Origin of the sequence: Methanosarcina barkeri str. Wiesmoor (genome assembly GCF_000969985.1) — an archaeon.
Taxonomy (GTDB): domain Archaea; phylum Halobacteriota; class Methanosarcinia; order Methanosarcinales; family Methanosarcinaceae; genus Methanosarcina; species Methanosarcina barkeri_B.
The window spans coordinates 4,719,020-4,735,990 of record NZ_CP009526.1; the positions used below are offsets into that span (position 1 = coordinate 4,719,020).

Annotated in this window: 15 protein-coding genes; 6 read left to right on the forward strand and 9 right to left on the reverse strand. The window is 40.9% G+C overall.

Translation table 11 applies throughout. The features are described 5' to 3' along the window. The first annotated feature begins 57 nt into the window (after positions 1–57). Positions 58–483, forward strand: coding sequence for a DUF2111 domain-containing protein (locus tag MSBRW_RS19405; protein ID WP_011306112.1), 426 nt, complete (start codon positions 58–60; stop codon positions 481–483). A 953-nt stretch (positions 484–1,436) separates the two neighbouring features. Here the strand turns inward: MSBRW_RS19405 and MSBRW_RS19410 are convergent. Further along, the gene (locus MSBRW_RS19410; protein WP_011306111.1) at positions 1,437–2,267 is read right to left on the reverse strand and encodes a F420-dependent methylenetetrahydromethanopterin dehydrogenase; all 831 of its coding nucleotides are present in this window, start codon (positions 2,265–2,267) and stop codon (positions 1,437–1,439) included. 415 nt (positions 2,268–2,682) lie between these two features. Here MSBRW_RS19410 and serB point away from each other — a divergent pair, with 415 nt between their 5' ends. Both serB and MSBRW_RS19420 read left to right on the forward strand, forming a co-directional pair. Beyond that, positions 2,683–3,375, forward strand: coding sequence for a phosphoserine phosphatase SerB (serB, locus tag MSBRW_RS19415; RefSeq protein WP_011306110.1), 693 nt, complete (start codon positions 2,683–2,685; stop codon positions 3,373–3,375). Between the two features lie 49 nt (positions 3,376–3,424). After that, positions 3,425–4,282 carry a coiled-coil protein gene (locus tag MSBRW_RS19420; protein WP_011306109.1) on the forward strand — a complete coding sequence of 286 codons (858 nt, stop codon included), beginning with the start codon at positions 3,425–3,427 and terminating at the stop codon, positions 4,280–4,282. Between the two features lie 707 nt (positions 4,283–4,989). Here the strand turns inward: MSBRW_RS19420 and MSBRW_RS19425 are convergent. From MSBRW_RS19425 to MSBRW_RS19450, 7 genes are all read right to left on the reverse strand, one after another. Next, positions 4,990–5,568, reverse strand: a complete 579-nt coding sequence (locus MSBRW_RS19425) for a GNAT family N-acetyltransferase (RefSeq protein ID WP_011306108.1) — start codon at positions 5,566–5,568, stop codon at positions 4,990–4,992. Positions 5,569–6,286: 718 nt separating this feature from the next. Then, positions 6,287–7,426: a radical SAM/SPASM domain-containing protein gene (locus MSBRW_RS19430; protein ID WP_011306107.1), complete on the reverse strand. Its 1,140-nt coding sequence runs from the start codon at positions 7,424–7,426 to the stop codon at positions 6,287–6,289. A gap of 70 nt (positions 7,427–7,496) precedes the next feature. After that, positions 7,497–8,654 carry an NAD(P)/FAD-dependent oxidoreductase gene (locus MSBRW_RS19435; protein WP_011306106.1) on the reverse strand — a complete coding sequence of 386 codons (1,158 nt, stop codon included), beginning with the start codon at positions 8,652–8,654 and terminating at the stop codon, positions 7,497–7,499. Between the two features lie 15 nt (positions 8,655–8,669). Then, on the reverse strand, positions 8,670–9,611 hold the full coding sequence (locus MSBRW_RS19440; RefSeq protein WP_011306105.1) for a UbiA prenyltransferase family protein: 942 nt from the start codon (positions 9,609–9,611) through the stop codon (positions 8,670–8,672). A gap of 217 nt (positions 9,612–9,828) precedes the next feature. Continuing rightward, the gene (locus MSBRW_RS22795; RefSeq protein WP_155398379.1) at positions 9,829–9,972 is read right to left on the reverse strand and encodes a hypothetical protein; all 144 of its coding nucleotides are present in this window, start codon (positions 9,970–9,972) and stop codon (positions 9,829–9,831) included. Further along, entirely contained in the window at positions 9,957–11,429 is a 1,473-nt protein-coding gene (gene tgtA / locus MSBRW_RS19445) for a tRNA guanosine(15) transglycosylase TgtA (protein ID WP_011306104.1), read from the reverse strand. The genes MSBRW_RS22795 and tgtA overlap by 16 nt, the downstream gene beginning before the upstream one ends. Positions 11,430–11,595: 166 nt before the next feature. Beyond that, positions 11,596–12,183, reverse strand: coding sequence for a pyruvate kinase alpha/beta domain-containing protein (locus MSBRW_RS19450; RefSeq protein WP_011306103.1), 588 nt, complete (start codon positions 12,181–12,183; stop codon positions 11,596–11,598). A 492-nt stretch (positions 12,184–12,675) separates the two neighbouring features. On the opposite strand from MSBRW_RS19450, the gene MSBRW_RS19455 reads away from it, so the two are divergent. Together MSBRW_RS19455 and MSBRW_RS19460 are read left to right on the forward strand one after the other, a co-directional pair. Continuing rightward, entirely contained in the window at positions 12,676–13,422 is a 747-nt protein-coding gene (locus MSBRW_RS19455; RefSeq protein WP_011306102.1) for a proteasome assembly chaperone family protein, read from the forward strand. Between the two features lie 4 nt (positions 13,423–13,426). Further along, positions 13,427–13,816, forward strand: coding sequence for a DUF473 domain-containing protein (locus MSBRW_RS19460; RefSeq protein WP_011306101.1), 390 nt, complete (start codon positions 13,427–13,429; stop codon positions 13,814–13,816). Between the two features lie 406 nt (positions 13,817–14,222). On the opposite strand, the gene thsA is transcribed toward MSBRW_RS19460, so the two are convergent. Beyond that, the gene (gene thsA / locus MSBRW_RS19465; protein ID WP_011306100.1) at positions 14,223–15,854 is read right to left on the reverse strand and encodes a thermosome subunit alpha; all 1,632 of its coding nucleotides are present in this window, start codon (positions 15,852–15,854) and stop codon (positions 14,223–14,225) included. A 692-nt stretch (positions 15,855–16,546) separates the two neighbouring features. On the opposite strand from thsA, the gene MSBRW_RS19470 reads away from it, so the two are divergent. Then, on the forward strand, positions 16,547–16,948 hold the full coding sequence (locus MSBRW_RS19470; RefSeq protein ID WP_011306099.1) for a DUF2795 domain-containing protein: 402 nt from the start codon (positions 16,547–16,549) through the stop codon (positions 16,946–16,948). Positions 16,949–16,971: the final 23 nt, after the last annotated feature.

Below are 16,971 nucleotides of genomic sequence, written 5' to 3' on the forward strand. Positions count from 1 at the left end.
ATTCTAAATATGACCGGAAAGTCGGATCCAGCTTTTCATTTATGAGAAGCCATTACTTTGTGTCCTTCCCGGTCTCAAGTAATTTACAGGGGTGAAAAGATTACTACCCTAACTATCTCAGAAGATTCCGGGCCCGAAGACCTCGAGACGCTAGCAGTCGCAGTACACTCGGTCATTGGACTTCCTACAACCATTCGCAGTCTCAAGCGAAAAGGACTTCGCCTGGAAAAAGGTCAAATCCTTGATAGAGACTACACAGGACCTGTGCTCGAAGAAGTATTGAAAACAAACAAAGTTGTCCACAAAGTCCCTACAGAAGGAGTGTATAGTGGAAAACCCGTAGTTGTTGCTCCCATTCACTCGAAAGACGGGGAAGTTATTGCAGCTCTTGGAGTTGTGGACATACTGGCTACTATAGATCTTCACTCTGTTTTTCAGGAATATACATCAGTACTGGAAGAAGTCGAATATGCTAAAAAATAAAGTTCGTAATATATAGCCTGAAGTTTGCATCTGACCTTTCGCAGATGTTATTTCAATTTTCATAATTTTTCTTGCTCTCGTTTTTCTGAAAACCTTCTTGGTTGCTCAAAAATATATTTTTGAAATACCGTAGTTTTTGACCTTTTGCCTTCACTGAAAACTTCCAGCGATCATTTCCCTAAGTTTTAGTTGAGATAACAACCGCAAATTTTAGAATAATTCTCTAAAAACGATAACACTCACTTTCCGCAGTAAATTTTTGTAAATTCATATTTTTACTGCTAGCGATTTTCAATCAAATGTAGATTTATTGGACTTTTTTTCTTTCAATAACTCCTCAGGCATTTTATTGGCAAAATTGACAAGTTTTTTCAATGATTATAAGTACATTATTTTTGGCAAAATCGGGAAATTTTTTCAATGATTATGAGTACGATATTTTAGTTTTACTTTTTGCATTTATCCCACTTTCCGCAGTAAATTTTCGTAAATTCATATTTTTACTGCTATTGATTTTCAATCAAACATGGATTTATTGGACTTTTATGCAGTAGGTAAAAGCAACGATGTGGTGTATTTAGAGACCAAAAACGATATCATTCAATTTTTCACCAAATACCATTAAAAATCCAAATTATTTACTCTGTTCCAAAAACGATATCATGAAAAATATTGATTTTCAAAAAATACTGCGGAATGTAGGATAACAGAAAAAGCGTTATTTATTTGAAGGCATATGCGGAAAATGAATTTCATAATAAATTGAAAAATTACTGACATTTGAATAGTAAATTGAAGAATTACTGATTGGAATAGTGAATTGAAATATTATCTTCCAATTGCATGATAATTAAAAAAGTGGTTATTGGAGGATCGACACCAGCTTACATTTTTAAGGGAGTCATTTGCTCCTCCATTTATGCTTCCAGTTCAAACCACAAGGTTTCCTGGTTTTACTCTGGCTTCTGGTATAATTTTACTTTCTTCAGCAGAGTACCGTTCTTTGCATGGGGTTGCCTGAGTACGGTATCATTGGATTTTTCAATTTCTCTTGCCTGTATTGCAAGCTGTGAAGCGGCTCCCATAATTTCGTGTCCGGCTGCTGCGGTCAGGCACACCTGATCGATTTCTTTTAACATGAAACATGCAGGGAAGTTAACCTGTGCCACTTTTTCAGCCATGTGAAGGGCAGCAAGAGCTTTTGCTTTTGCATAGGGATTTGCGAAGCCTGCGTACTCAACACATTTTTCGGGTTTTGCAAAAATATGTGGAAGCTCCAGTTCCTTTCCTGATTTTCCGGAAGCAACCTGGTCAGTTACCTTGTCCAGTTCTTCCTGGACGAGTCTAACAACGCCGCAAACGGATAACACTTTCATTGCATCGGAATTGAAGGATGCCATCTCTACAGGGTCAAGAAACTCTCTCTTAGCTCCAATAAGGGGGTCTACAGGGAGGATGAGATATCCGAAACCGTTATTTTCAAGAGCCTCTCTGGCTTCTTTCTTTGTTGGACCATCTGAGACCACAATGCAAGGGACGTCCTTCCATATTTCACGAGCTGCTTTGGGACCCGGAGCTGCTGCATTTGGGCTGATAATTATCACAAAATCTGCATTCCACTGCTTGAAACTTTCAGAAGCTGCAGCCTCGGCAGGGCTCATTTTGGCACCTGTGCCAAATACACGTACCGTAATTCCCTCTCTTGCTGCAATTTCATCCTGGACCAGATTGATAACCTGGCTCATTCCCAGGTTGCCCATTTTTATAAAACCTATGTTGACCATTTTTCTCAAAATCCTGTGTTAACCAATTTCTTAAATAATGGAATTCCTAATGGGTTTATAATCCTTTTGGCAGGTTATACCCTTATCAACTTTCTTTTATAAAAACGTATGCAATATATAACTATTATTCAATATCTTTCGCACCCCAACCGAAAAGATTAAAAAGGATGTGATTTATTTCACTCAAAAACGTTGACATCAATGCTGTTGTTTTGTGGTCTTGTTTCACAGAACTCCTATTATAATTTGAAAACTTTATCCGTTGGTGGGCTTTTAATGTCAGGGCAGATTTATATACTAAATTGCGGGGGTACTCCTGAAGAAAGTACACCAGGCAGCATGCCCTTTTTCGGGAAATTATCCCGCTATATCTAATAGTTATTCAGGTCCAGGTTTTGATTGAGTGAACTGTCCTATGCATAATTTTACTGGAAACAAAATGATTGTTTTTGATATGGATAGCACCCTTATAGACGCTGAGACTATCGATGAGCTCGCCAGGGCCGCAGGTGTTGTAAGCAAAGTAGAGGAGATTACGAAGAAAGCGATGTATGGAGACTTTGATTTTGAGCAAGCGCTTATTGAAAGGGTTAGGCTTCTAAAAGGACTTCCTCTCGAAACTGCCCTTGATGCGGTAAACCAGATCAATCTGATGCCGGGGGCGGCAGAACTTATCCTCTATGTCAAAAGTAGAGGCTATAAAACTGCAATGATTTCTGGTGGATTTACCCTTTCTGCCGATACGATAGGTAAAACTCTTGGTATTGATTTCATTGTTTCCAACGAACTGCTTGTGGAAGACGGCTGCCTTACAGGCAAAGTTGTCGGCCCAATAACACAGAGTGACTCTAAAGCAAAGGTGTTCGAAGAACTCACCCGACTAAATGGGTTTCGGCCAGAGCAATGTGTAGTTGTCGGGGATGGTGCAAACGACGCCTGTGTCTTTGAGAGAGCAGGTTTTGCCATAGCTTTCAATCCCAAGCCCATCCTGAGGGAATATGCGGATGTGGTCATAACAAAAAAAGACCTTAAAGCCGTTATCCCTGTTCTTGAATCTCTTTCTTATCAATGTTGTAATCAGGCACAGCATGTTGACATCGAACAATAGAGCTACTAAAATGCCAGCTTTTTTGCTGGATCGGGAGGCGCAATAAGAGATGCTAAAGGAACTGCAGAAAAAAAGATCAGATTTGAAAGACATTTCTGAAGAAGCCAAGGAAAAAAGGAATGCTTTAAACGCAGAGGCCAGTGCACTCGCTGCAAAGCGTAATGAACTTAACAAGAAGACAAAAGATCTCATTAACGAAGCTCAGGAACTAAAAGTTCACAGGGACGAAATTAATGAGAAGGTCAGCGAATACAAGAATAAACGCGATGAAACCAATGCCAGGGCAAACGAGCTCTTTGCAAAGGCTGATTCTATCAGGAAGCAGAGCAACCTGGGTGGCCCTTCGATCAAAGCTCTAAGAAAAGACATTGATCGTCTTGAATTCGCTCAGCAGACTGAAGTCCTGAGCACAACCAAGGAAAGGGAACTCGTTGGGAAGATCACTCAGCTTCAAAAGCAATATCACGTCAAAAAAGTCCAGCTCGAGAGCAACTCCGAACTGAAGAATCTTCTGGACGAAGCTCAGAAAATCCGAGATGAAGCTTCGGAATTCCATACCCAGCTGGCTGAATATGCCAGGCAGGCTCAGGAATATCATGAGAAGATGATTGCAGCTTTCAAAGATGCTGACAGAACTAGGGCAGAGTCTGATGTTGCCCACAGGGAATTTGTAAAAGCTCAGGAAGCAGCTGACGAACAGCATAAGGCTTTCATCAATGCCCAGAAGGAAATCCGGGATCTTGATAAAGAAATCTTTAAGCTCAAGAAGAAAGACAAAGAAGGCAGATCCCGCGTTGTCAAGTCTGAACTCCAGAAGGATGCAAAGTCCATCTTCGAAAAGTTCAAGGGCGGAGCAAAACTCACCACCGAAGACCTTATGACTCTTCAGAGGTCGGGTTTAGTCTAATAATTTCACAAAAGGAAACTCACAGCTGAAAAGCTTCAATTTCCGTTGCAGGTTGAAACATACCTGCAACCTCATTTTTCAGATTCATTTCGATTCATTCTGTACTATTACTGATTCTACTCTATCCTATTTGCCGTTCTATATTCCAGTTCTGTATCTTATATAGTACTGCGATTCTAAAGTAGGTTCATAAAACTTAACTTTTTAATAGATCCGAAGATCACGGATTTTTCTAGGAAAATAAGAAATCGATTTTGGAATCGAAGCACTATTATTAAATACTCCACGTAGTTTGAGATTTGTTAGCTACCGATATTTGTTTCAAAAACAGAACAAAAAGGAGCAGAACTGAAAATTAATTTACATTTCGACCCCCCTCTCAAAAATAAGGTGATTTTTGCAACAACTGAACAAACTTATTGAATTAGATGTGGGCACATTCTCAACAAAATCAATGATTTTAACTTGAATCCACAATGTTCAAAAAAATCCAATTTAAATTTAGAAAAAAATTAAAAATTTAGGTATTTATAAAGATACATAGTGAATAATACGTGATTAATATGGAAGTAAGAGCAAAATTAGTAATAAACTGTGCGAATAAAAAAATTAAGTTGTGTTTTTTTGGAGGGAGTCGAAATGTAAACTAATAGGGTTGTGTTGCAAAAATTATCACCCATATTATTAAAAGAATCTGCATATTTCTTTTAGTTTTCAATTTTCTTTCGAGTTTTCATTTTCATCACTTTTTCAAATCTAAAAAATTCGTATTCTTCTAATGGTCTCGAATTGTTTTGATGCTCGTTTACACGAGGCTGATGTGGATCAGGGTTAAACTTATTATAAAACTCTACAATGTGAAATCCGCATTTATTCACATAAAAATGAATGTTACGTTTTTCAAAATAAGGTGTAAAGAGCTCCCATACTTTTGTTTCTGGATACTGCGCCTCAATTGCCTGCCACGCTGCCGAACCAATTCCACGATTATGCGTTTTTGACGAAATATAGAGTAAATCAACCCAATTGCGATGTGTTTTGTTGTCAATTTTTAATACTACGCCTCCCACCTTTTTACCGTTCAGTAAAATGTGGTAAATGACTGCTTCAGGCGCATGAAAAGACTGCTGGATATCTTCATCTGATGGAATAGGACCAGCTTCTGCATCACCTAAATTTTCTATTAGCGCATTTATGAAAGCTTCCTGTAATTCCTTTTGAAATAATGCTAAATCCTCTTCATTTGCAAGTACAAGTTGGACTTTATCTTCTAACTGTTTATTCATCTCTTTTATCCTTCCTACCAATTTAGGACTTACTCGGTTGAATCATTTATGTAAATAATATTAAAATATTTCATTCAATAGATACTGTGTAGTCTATGGGGTATGGGGAAAATTTTCAGCATCAAGCGACATTGATCTAGAGGGTAAACCTCGTCAACTACACAGAACCGGTTGCAGCATGGTGTACCACCAAGTGATAGTAAACCAGTAGAAGTGATTATAAGCTCCTTTTACAGGAGTTAAACCTTTTTTGGTTCCGTTGCAAAAAACTAATTTTTCAGGATTTCGATATACGAACTTTTTGACATACAAAGTTCGGATTTTTAAAGAAAATCACTTATTTTTCGGTCAATTTTTATGAAATTCACCCTAAAATACGAACTTTATCATATTTAGTTCGTATGAGCTTTTCATAAATAATGGACTTGTAACCTTTGATGGAACCAAGGTTCTCACAGCAGCAGATACGATCGATTTGTTAATTTCATTCCAATGAAGTTCAGGCCTATTTTTGAAGTTAATATAATTACAGGTCTTTGGTACGTGGAGGCAGTATCCAGAATTTACTGAAAATTCAAAGTCAAATTTTTGTATATTGAGCATAATTTAGTACTCTTGTTATTGGATTTTCAAACAAGAAACTTATTAAAATTTCTAATTTTATAGGTAAATTGGAACACTGCCCCAAATTACCTTAAAACCTTCACTTGTTCTTGGTTTACTCTGAAAGCTTCAGATACTTCTCCCTGAACTCAGGGTTCCTCATAAGGCAGCACTTTGCATTATATGCAGGGTCTTCCCTGATTTTCTTCCAGACATCCTTTACTCTGTCTCGATGAACATTTCCATATGGGATAGGAATACAGGCACAAGGGAGAATGTTTCCTTCCGGGGTTATATGGAGCCACTTTCGGCCTGCCATGCAGCCTGTGGTATTCATGACCAGTGGAATAGGAAATATTCTGGGGCCTTCTTTCTCCCTGGCTCCTGATACGAAATTCTCAAATTTTCTCAGGTCTTTTGGAGTCATGATTTCAGAGGCGTGATCTATCCACCTACCAGTGGGAACGATTTCGTAGAAGGAGAGTTCATGGACCCCAAGATCCGATGAAAGAGCATACAGTTCTTCAAGCTCGTTCACATTATCCCTGGAGAGCACCACATATATATTTACAAGCAGTCCGGCCTTAATCCCATTTTTGACGGCTTCAACCGCACTTTTGAAAACTCCTTTCCTGCCCCTTACGTAATCATGCTTATCTTCATACGCGCTGTCAAAACTTACAGTAAGAGAATAAAGTCCTGCTTCTTTTAGGCTTCTGGCTCGCTCTTCAGTCAGCCCCACCCCTGAGGTGAACATACCTGTGATTGCTTTTTCAGGGTTTACGTATCTTATCAGGTCTTCCAGGCCAGGATACGTCAGGGGCTCGCCACCATCAAAGATCAAGAAAGTTGTGCCCATTTCGAGCACCTGGTCAATTATAGATTTTACGATTTCAGGGGCAAGTTTTTTCCGGTTTTTCGTGTCAGGTAGGGCGCAGTGAATGCAGTTGTTAGGGCATTCTTCAGTAACAGAAATAGTTACCTGGTCCGGAATCGTTTTTCCCAGCATGGAAAAAATCTGGCTTTTTACCAGGCGGTCAAAACCCGGGCTTGGCACCGGTGGCATCCAGGTTGAACAAATGAGCCTGTCGGCCTCGACTTTTGCAGGCTTTTCGCCTTCAAAAATAGAGAGGTTTTTCTCAAGAGTTTTTCTCATAAGGATGGAAGCAACCCCGCTGGTTTTCATCCTCATGTGTCCGTCTTCGATCTCAGTATAAACTCTGAAAAGAGGGCTTTTATAGAAATCGTATTGCATATTGTTCCTGCACCTGACATTTGATAATGTCCATATCGGTTCCGTTCTTTTTTCTCTTTTAAATTTCAGTTCATTTATTCCTGAAGAGTGCTCTGAACTTTAAGATCGCAGAGGGTTTTTTCTTTAGCATGAACGCAAAAACCCGCATAGCCTGCTCAACTGAACTTCCATGAATAAACGAGAGGTCCTCTTTTTCAAAGACCTTGGTCATCTCATCAATTTCCCTATCCGTCATTTTCCTGAGAGTCTCAAGCCCTATTCGGCCCAGGTAGTGTTCGGCCAGAAATTCCTTTTCCCAGGTCTTCCGGTAAGCCAGGAGAGTAGATTTTGAGACATCTCCTTTGTTTATGGCGTCTGCAGCGACATCTCCACATATCTGGCCCGCCCTCATTGCATATCCTATTCCCGACTGACCTGCTGCCCCACCAACAACCATTATCCCATCGGTTATGTATTCGCCTGGAATTGTCACGATAGGGTCTCCTCCGGACAGTTTTCTTACAACTTCAAGCTCTTCGAGCCCTTTAAGCTTTTTGAAATTTTCAACCCAGGCGTTAAGGTAAGGCGTTGCATCAGTTCCGCACCGGCGCACATAGGCTCCGATTGCGGCATTGTCACCTCCTCTTGGAGAGTATGTAGTTTTCCAGCCCGGAGCATGATTCCCTACATAATACTCAAACATCTCTGGTTTCCCAAGTCCAGGACTTTTAATATCCAGTTCAATTCCCCAGGCAATATCTTCAGGATGTTTCATTGTCTTCAAGCCCACAAGGGATGCCATTTTTGAATTAATACCGTCAGAGATAATAACCAGTTTTGAGGTAAATACTCCGGCAGAGGTGTTGACAGTAAATTTATCTCCTTCTTTCTGGATATCCTGTACTTTCACCCCTGTTCGAAGATCTACGCCGGTTTTCATTATTTTCTTTGCATAAAATCTGTCGAAAGCAGTTTTATCAATGGCATATCCAGTAGCCTCAACTTCGACTGTCCTTCCTGACGGGGAAATAATCTTCATGCCTTTAAGATAATGCAGAACATAAGAAGGGTCCACCTTTTCTCCGCATTTATCAAGCATCCCCTTAAAAAAAGAGTTTGCAGGATGGGGAGGATGCCCTATCTCTTCTTTCTTTTCCAGCAAAAGGACCGCCGCCCCTTTCTCACAGGCGTTCCTTGCAGCCATCAGTCCTGCAGGAGATGCCCCTATTACTATAATATCCGCGTCCATTTTTTTCTACCTGTATTACCAGAGAATGGAGATGTAGCCCCCTGCATAAATGCACAGCACTACGTCAAGAATCATTGATCCAAACATAACTGCTCTATAATTTGAACCATTGAGAAAGAGCCTGCCACCTCTCTCCGGGGTAGGATGTTTAATAAAATCGAGACACTGAGTAAGCATCCAGAGTCCTGAAGTAAGGGCTCCTGCAAAGTATACAGGTCCAAGACGAGCCGACCAGCCTATGATTAGTGAAGCGATGACTCCGACAATCCACCAGAAAGTAACGAATCTGGCAGTAAAGGGGATTCCAAAGGTTACGGGCATCGTTGGAGCACCTTTCAGTCTGTCCCCTTCCACATCTCTGGAAACTCCTCCAAGGGTAAAAGCCCAGTCCGTAACGCAAATCATTAACCCGAAACAAATAGCTGGCAAAGGAAGGATTACCCCATCGCTGCCTTTCAGGATTCCTGCAGGGTCAAAGGCAAGCCAAATACCCACAGGTACAAGTCCATAAGAAATACCTACTGGCAAAAAACTGAGGAAAGTATTTCTTTTTGCAAAGATTGAATATATTGTGATAACTGAAGCCGCAATAATAAGGGTTACGAGAGACTCAGGGTTCAGGTAAGTCGCTGCTACTCCCGCAATTACTAACAAAAAGACGGCATAAGCAAGCGCAGAGTTCTTTGACAATTTTGATGAGGGTAAGGGACGGCCAGGCAGGTTGATCTTATCGATATCTATATCACAGCAGTCATTGAATACGTATGAACTTGTAATGGCTGCAAAGCCACCTATTACTGCAATCAGGAAGGGAAAAAATTCGGGAAGCCCTCCGGTAGCCAAATAAGAAGCAAGGATTGCACTTGAGGCAGGTAGGGTAAGGTCCATGTAGTAGAGTTCGGGTCTCATCAGTCGCAGATAAGGACTGAGTTCACCGATTCTTGCTGTAAGGGACAATAGTTTCACCTAGACTTTTCTGGTTTGTACGAAAGTTTTTGTGTCGAGCGTTATATTTCAGCTCTTTTCCTGTTTAGAGGGTTTTTGCAGGTAATTCTATAAAGGCTTGCACCGCAAAAAAGTTTTCTTTTTATCTCTTTTGAGGCATTTTTTGGTGTTAGTATCTCTAAAGATTTCAAGGTATTAGGAACTACAAGTATCCGATACTCTTAATCAGCTACCCAAAATTTATTTTTTTCAATCTTTCCTTTATATTTATTCTTTTTTCCAATTTTTCCTTTATATTTATTCTTTTTTCCAATTTTTCCTTTATGTTTATTCTTTTTTCCAATTTTTCCTTTATGTTTATTCTTTTTTCCAATCTTTCCTGTATACCAGTTTTGCCCTTTTTCTGATTTCTTCGATTAGAGGGTGCTTGAACTCCTCCTCGCAAATAAAAGTAAACTCTGCTTCCGGGTTCAGGTCTATCAGTTTAAGAGTGTTTGAAAGAGCTGTATTGAGTGATTCGTAATCCGGAAATTTTGGGACTTCAGCATTGAAAGGATACACTTCTTCCATTTCGACAGGAAACGCTCCAAAAGGTGCTTTGAAAGTAAGAATCTGGTCGTAATCTTTCTCTCCTTTGACTGATCCTGTCCGAATAATTACTGAGCCTTGCAGGCTGAACCTATCCAGCCGTTTTCCAAAACGCAGGATTTCAGGGCGGGAGGAGGACTCAGGTCCACAGTAGAAGAAGGTACCTTTTGTAGCCGGATCAAGCTGCTCAAGCCAGGAAGAATGAGTGTAAAGCTTCTTCAACCCATCCAGAAGTTTTGGATGAGCACGACAGCGCTGCTCCACAAGTTCAAGCAATTTCCCGTCTTTTATGCACTGCTTAATCAACCGGATTTCAGCAAAGGTCGCGTAAAGGTTATGTTTTCCCAGAAGTTCTTCCCGATTATCGGCTTTTTTCAATTCTTCTGCCGTGTACTTTGAACAGACCGGACAGGAACAGGGCAGATAGTTTAGTTTTTCCACATGATAGGTTCCATTTACAGTAATATAGCGCCCATCTTTGGCGTAAAGGGCGTAGGCTGCCGAATCAAAAAGGTCACAGCCCATGGCTACTGCAAGGGCAAACATCATTGGATGACCTGCCCCGAAAAGGTGGACCGGAGAAGCCGGAGAGAGCCCTTTTTTAGACGCAGCAATAACATCAACAAGTTCCGCATAACGGTAGGCTTCCATGAGCGGGACAACTGCTCCAAGGGGATAAACTTCAAAATTAAGGTCTTTCAGGTGGGAAGCAGCTTTTTCCCTCAGTTCAGGATAGGTTGAACCCTGAACTGGCCCTGCAAGAAGCTGTTCACTCTGGATAAACTTGCGTGCCGCTTCAAGGCGTTCAGCTGTGATTGCAAGTTCCTCTTCAGCCCGTCGGTAGTGGACATCAGGGGGCGTAGGGATGTCCAGCGGGACAATAATGTCGCTTCCTATCTTTTGCTGGAACCCGAGAATTTCTTCATTCGTAACTTCGACGGATCCATATACAGAAAGCTGGAAAGAACCCGAATCCGTCATAATGGGCCCGTCAAAGCCCAGGAGCCCATGCAACCCTTTTTCCAGGGCGACACTTTTCAGTTCTTCCTTGCGGTAAATAATATAGGAATTAGTAATCAGAATCTCTGCCCCGAAGTTTCGCATTTCTTTCGGGGGAATTAGCTGGATATTTGGATTAATCACAGGCATAACGGTAGGCGTCTCAACAGTCCCATGGGGAGTCCTGAGCCTTCCTATCCTTCCGCCTGCATCCTTGTCGAGTATTTCGAATATTGCTGACATGCCGGCGTTATAGATGTCTCTCAGATATATTTATCTTTGGGGAATAGCGAGAAGCCAGGGTAATTCTAGTAAATCACCTGAGCTTCCTCATCAATCCCAAATGAAGAGCTGAATCAACTGTATCAAGGATTTATTTTTCCCTCTTTTTTCTTGTTTTTTTCTTGCCTTAATCTTCTTTAGCTCGCGGCATGGCAATAATCTCCCTAACCTGAAGGGAGAAGAAATCTCCGCTGTGGGCTGGCCTGAGCACAAGTGCTACGTCTGCACCATGCCTTGTACCTCCTATTGCTATAATCTCTGTGTTGTCGGAAACAGGGATATGGCCTGAATCGGCTGCCATAACTGCGACTTCAATAGCTACCTTGAATCCTTTTCCGAAGAGAGATCTGAAAGCGTCCGAAATTACTTCTACTCTGGAAAATCCCCCGAATTTCTTTGTGATTGAACGTTCGACTCCTGAGAATATATGTGATTGAGTGGTTATTACCGCTCCAAGTTCTTCGAGCTTCTTTTTGTATTCCTCTTCTACTTCCCATTCGCCTTTCTTATTCTGCCCGTACTGGTGGCTTATTCCAATAACTTTTATGCCGCTGCCCTTCACAGCCTCTGCCATTTTTAGCGCGGTTTTTCCACTGGTGCTTGCCACCACAATATGAGATATCTGAAGCTCTGAAGCTCTTTTCGCTGCTGCTGTAATAACGTCGTCTGTATTTGACTCTCCTACATCGTCAAAATAGAGAATAGATTTTTCCATGATTTCTCTCCTCCTGTGTTCGAATGTTTCTTTCTATTAGCTCTTTTCCTTTGTTCTGATGTTTCTTATTATAAACTCCTTTACCCATATTCGGATGTTTCTTTCTATGAACTCTTTTACTATTTTCTCTTACTGTTTCCTCTTACTGTTTCCTCTTACTGTTTCCTCTTACTGTTTCCTTCGTGTATTATGTTTTTTTCTTATTCATATTTTATAAAATCAGGTTTCTGTCAGTTTTTCCAGTTGGAAGGTGAAATTTGAATTTATTATATTTTTTTATCGGAGTTATTTTTCCTTATCAGGAGAAAAGATATATATTAAAAAGATTCTCTTTTTACCAAAAAAAGGGTTCTGTGGTCGGAGCCCGGGTCTATTGTATATTTCTTATTATGTATGTGCAGGAAGTAGCGTAGATCGGACTGCTGAGAAGCTTGTTTATCTAGGATTAGCTCAGATATAATCATAGGGGTTGTATCTCGCTGAGGTGGTTACTTGTCAAATACAGATTATGACAACAACGACGTGAAGATTATTACCAAACCTGTGCAGTCAAAAAATCCTGTTTTGATTGAAGGGTTTCCCGGAATTGGGCTTGTGGGGAATATTGCAAGTCAACATATGATAGAAGAATTGAAAATGGAATACATTGGCTCTATTGAATCAAGGTATTTCCCCTCGATTGCAGTACTTTACGAGGGGCTTATAAATATGCCTGTAAGGATTTATGAAAGCGTGGAACATAACCTGATTGTTGTAATCTCCGATATCCCGATCAGTCACACTGTCTCCTACGATGTTAGCAATGCTCTGGTGGACTGGGCTGAGTCTATTAACGTAAGAGAAATTGCTTCCATTGCAGGCATTGCCATAATGGACGGAGGGCAGAAAGTCTTCGGGGCAGCCACCACTCAGGAGATGCTGAACAAAATTAAGGAAAAAGTAGAAGTTTTCCAGATGGGAACTATCTCCGGGATTTCAGGTAGTGTGATGGCTGAATGTCTGCTGCGTGAAATTCCTGCATTTAGCTTGCTTGGTGCCACTAGGACCCAGAATCCTGACCCAAGAGCTGCTTCTGCTGTTATCGAAGTTTTAAACGAGCTCTATGGGCTTTCAATAAGTACAGTTCGGCTTATAGAGCAGGCTGAACGCATAGAGGTCGAACTCCAGAGGCTTGCTGAAGATGTTCAGACTGCAGAGCAGAAAGGAGAAGTAAAGAAGGAGTTCCCAATGTACGGGTGATCCCATGGAGTACATCGCGTTAACAGGAATTGCTGATTCTCTTATCGAGATCCTGAAGAAACACCATCTCAGGACTCTTGAGATTCGGAGTCCTCAAAACTTCGTAGGAGTACTCGGGCTCAATGCAGGAGATAACGTTCTCCTGACTTCCACCAGCCTTCAGGACCTCACGAATGGGACTCAGGGTCTCGTAGCAAAGGTTGTAAAGAAGCAGATTTCGGTTCATTCCATTGTCAGTTCGAATGATTTCTACATTGAAGAACGAGAAGCTATGTCAGCACGTATCCAGCTTCAGTGCAGGTGTATGGCAAGGGTAAGAAACGTTATTTCAAATGAGCTTGGGAAACCAGTCCGAGTAGATGCCAGGGAAATTTCCTGCTATGAAGCCAGATAACAATAGTTACTGATCATCTTCTTTGGTCATCTTCTTTTTAGAAATTCAGTAACTCTCGGTATAAAAAAACTCAAAAATATCTTTTTTTAATTTTTAAATACCTTGATTTGAAAATTCTGAAGTTATGATTAGCTTTCTATTTACAAAACCTGGTCTCTTCTTTATTTGGAAAAGTCTTCGTGGCTCTATAGACAAGTTGACTTAAATAGACGGAGCAATCATTGGAAAAGATTTTTGAAGAGATCTGAAAACGATTTCTGAAAATAATTCTTCTGGAAGCGATTTCTGGAAAGAATATTTAAAAAAGATTTTTTAAACGAATTCCTGAATGACTATGCCGATATTAAAAAGAAAGTTTCAGGAATGCTGGAAATTTCCGGCAATCCTGGATTTATGCTTCAAAATTTTACATCATCTCAGGCATTTCGCCGCCTGGAATTGCTCCCGGACCACCTACTTTGGCTGGACTGGATGAGGCAATTACATCATCGATTCTGAGAACCATAATTGCAGCTTCGGTGGCTGCATTGATTGCCTGGGTCTTGATCCTGAGAGGTTCGACAACGTTATTTTCAAACATGTCCTCGATCTTGCCGGTATAAACATTGAGTCCGGCACGCTTGTTGCCTTTCTCGTGCTGGGAGCGCATTTCCACAAGCATGTCAATCGGGTCAAGTCCTGCATTCTCTGCGAGGGTGCTGGGAATAATCTCGAGGGACTCAGCGAATTTCATTACAGCAAGCTGCTCCCTGCCTTTAAGGGTTGCTGCGTATTCCTTGAGCCTGAGGGACAGTTCAATTTCTGGAGAGCCGCCACCCACAACAATCTTCTGGTCTTCAAGAGCAACGCCCACTACTCTGAGAGCGTCTTCGAGAGCTCTCTCAATTCCTTCAACTACATGCTCGGTTCCGCCGCGCAGAAGAATTGAGGTAGCTTTGCTGTCCTTGCAGCCTGTAACGAAGGTCATCCTTGAGCCTGTAACGTCTTTTTCCTCTACAAGCCCGGCATGGCCAAGGTCGGATTCCTCAATTTCATCGAGGCTGGTAATAATCTTTGCACCTGTTGCGCGGGAAAGTTTATCCATGTCGCTCTTCTTCACCCTGCGCATACCAAAGATTCCTGCTTTTGTCATGTAATACTGAGCAAGGTCATCGATTCCTTTCTGGCAGAAGACAACATTTGCGCCTGTCTTGATTACCTTGTCCACAATTTCCTTGAGCATTGCTTCTTCCTGGTCTAAGAAGAGCTGCATCTGGTCAGGATTGGTGATCTTTATTTCGGCCTTAGTTTCGGTTTTCTTGAGCTCGATTGGTACGCTTAAGAGCAGGATTTTTGCGTTCTCCACTACTTCGGGCATTGCCGGGTGGACACGTTCTTTATCGACAATTACACCGTCGACAATCTCGGAATCCTTGATACTTCCGCCAGGTCTCTTCTCCACCTTGATGTCCTCGATATCTACAGTGATCTTTCCATCTTCGCTGATCTCAGCAACTGACTTAACGGCCTTGACTGCAAGCCTGGAGAGATGTTCCTTTTGAGCCTCTGCGCCTTTTCCTGTTATGGCTGTGGCTGCAATCTTTTCGAGAGTCTCGGTATCCTCAGGAGATGCACTGATAGTAATGGTATCGATTGTCTTTGTAGCCTGGTCTGCTGCAAGCCTGTAGCCGCTTGCAATCACTGTTGGGTGGACTCCGCTTTCAAGCAGGTCTTCTGCCTTTGTCAGGAATTCTCCTGCAAGTACGGCTGCGGTGGTTGTTCCGTCTCCAACTTCGGCATCCTGGGTCTTAGCTACTTCTACGATCATCTTTGCACCTGGGTGCTCGATGTCCATTTCTTTGAGGATTGTTGCTCCGTCGTTGGTGATAACAACATCACCCATGGAGTCTACAAGCATCTTGTCCATACCCTTGGGCCCAAGAGTGGTTCTTACCGCTTCAGCAACCGCCTTTGCGGCCATAATATTGTTGTGCTGGGCATCGGAACCATGGGTTCTCTTGCTGCCTTCCCTTAAAATAAAGATCGGTTGTGCTGCCAAGCTTTAATCTCCTTTTAATGATATGAATTTCTATGAATTTTTATTAATTGTATTCCTGAGCACGTTACCTTTGTGCGTATTTTCCTATTCTTAATGCAAGCACTTCTATATAAGAATTTCTCTGGAGCGTAAAATCTCGTTTTAAAAAAAAGGGGCTCCTGGATCTATTAATGGCTTCTTTGGGTTATTCTTCCCGGTGTATAAAGAGTCTATCCGAAAATCAATAATAGAATATTGCAATATTTATAAGAAAGTTAATTTCAAAAATTCCGACGACTTGTATTTTAAATCAAAAGCAGATTTTATTCATCTCTATTAATCTTGCTTTTTCTATTCTAAGATATTTATCTAGATATGTTTTGTTTAGATAAGCAACTCTGAAAAGTAAGAGATTACTTGGAAAAAATACTATTTAATGAGTAAATATATGCTAATATTTGACTGAATAACATCGGTATTTAATTTATATCGGTTTCTTATTTATATTTCTCTAGATATTATATTTGATAAATACAATTTTCCTGTTGATACAATTTGAAATCACTCTCACTGGCACATAAAAGAACTATAAACCAAACATAAATCAAACATAAATCAAGCAGATGCAGGTGTAAAATTGTATCAAATTGATTCAAATGTTTGAAGTGGACAAATTAACAGAAAATAAAATCAAAATACGGGGGAAAAATCAAATGCAGGAAAGTGCTACTGAAGTACATAATGCGATTCAGAAAGCTTTACAAGCTTTTCAAGAGATGAAATATCCTGTAACGAAAAGTCAACTTATTGATAAAGCTAAAAGTCTTAATGCCCGTAACGAAGTAATACAAGCTATTGAAACCATTCCAGACAAGGAATACCACAGCTCTTCGGATGTCCTCCAGGAATTCAAAGGTATTCAGAATGTTATGCAAGCTTTCAGAGAAGTGAAGTTCCCTGCAACAAAGAATCAACTTATAGAGGAAGCTAAAAAACTTAATGCCCGCAGTGAAGTGATAAACGCTCTTGAGGCTTGTTCAGACAGGGAATACACAAACTTTTCCGATGTCATCAAGGAATGTAAAGCTAAAAGTGAATTAGCAAAGCCACGGTAAATACAATACCTTAATTTATGGAT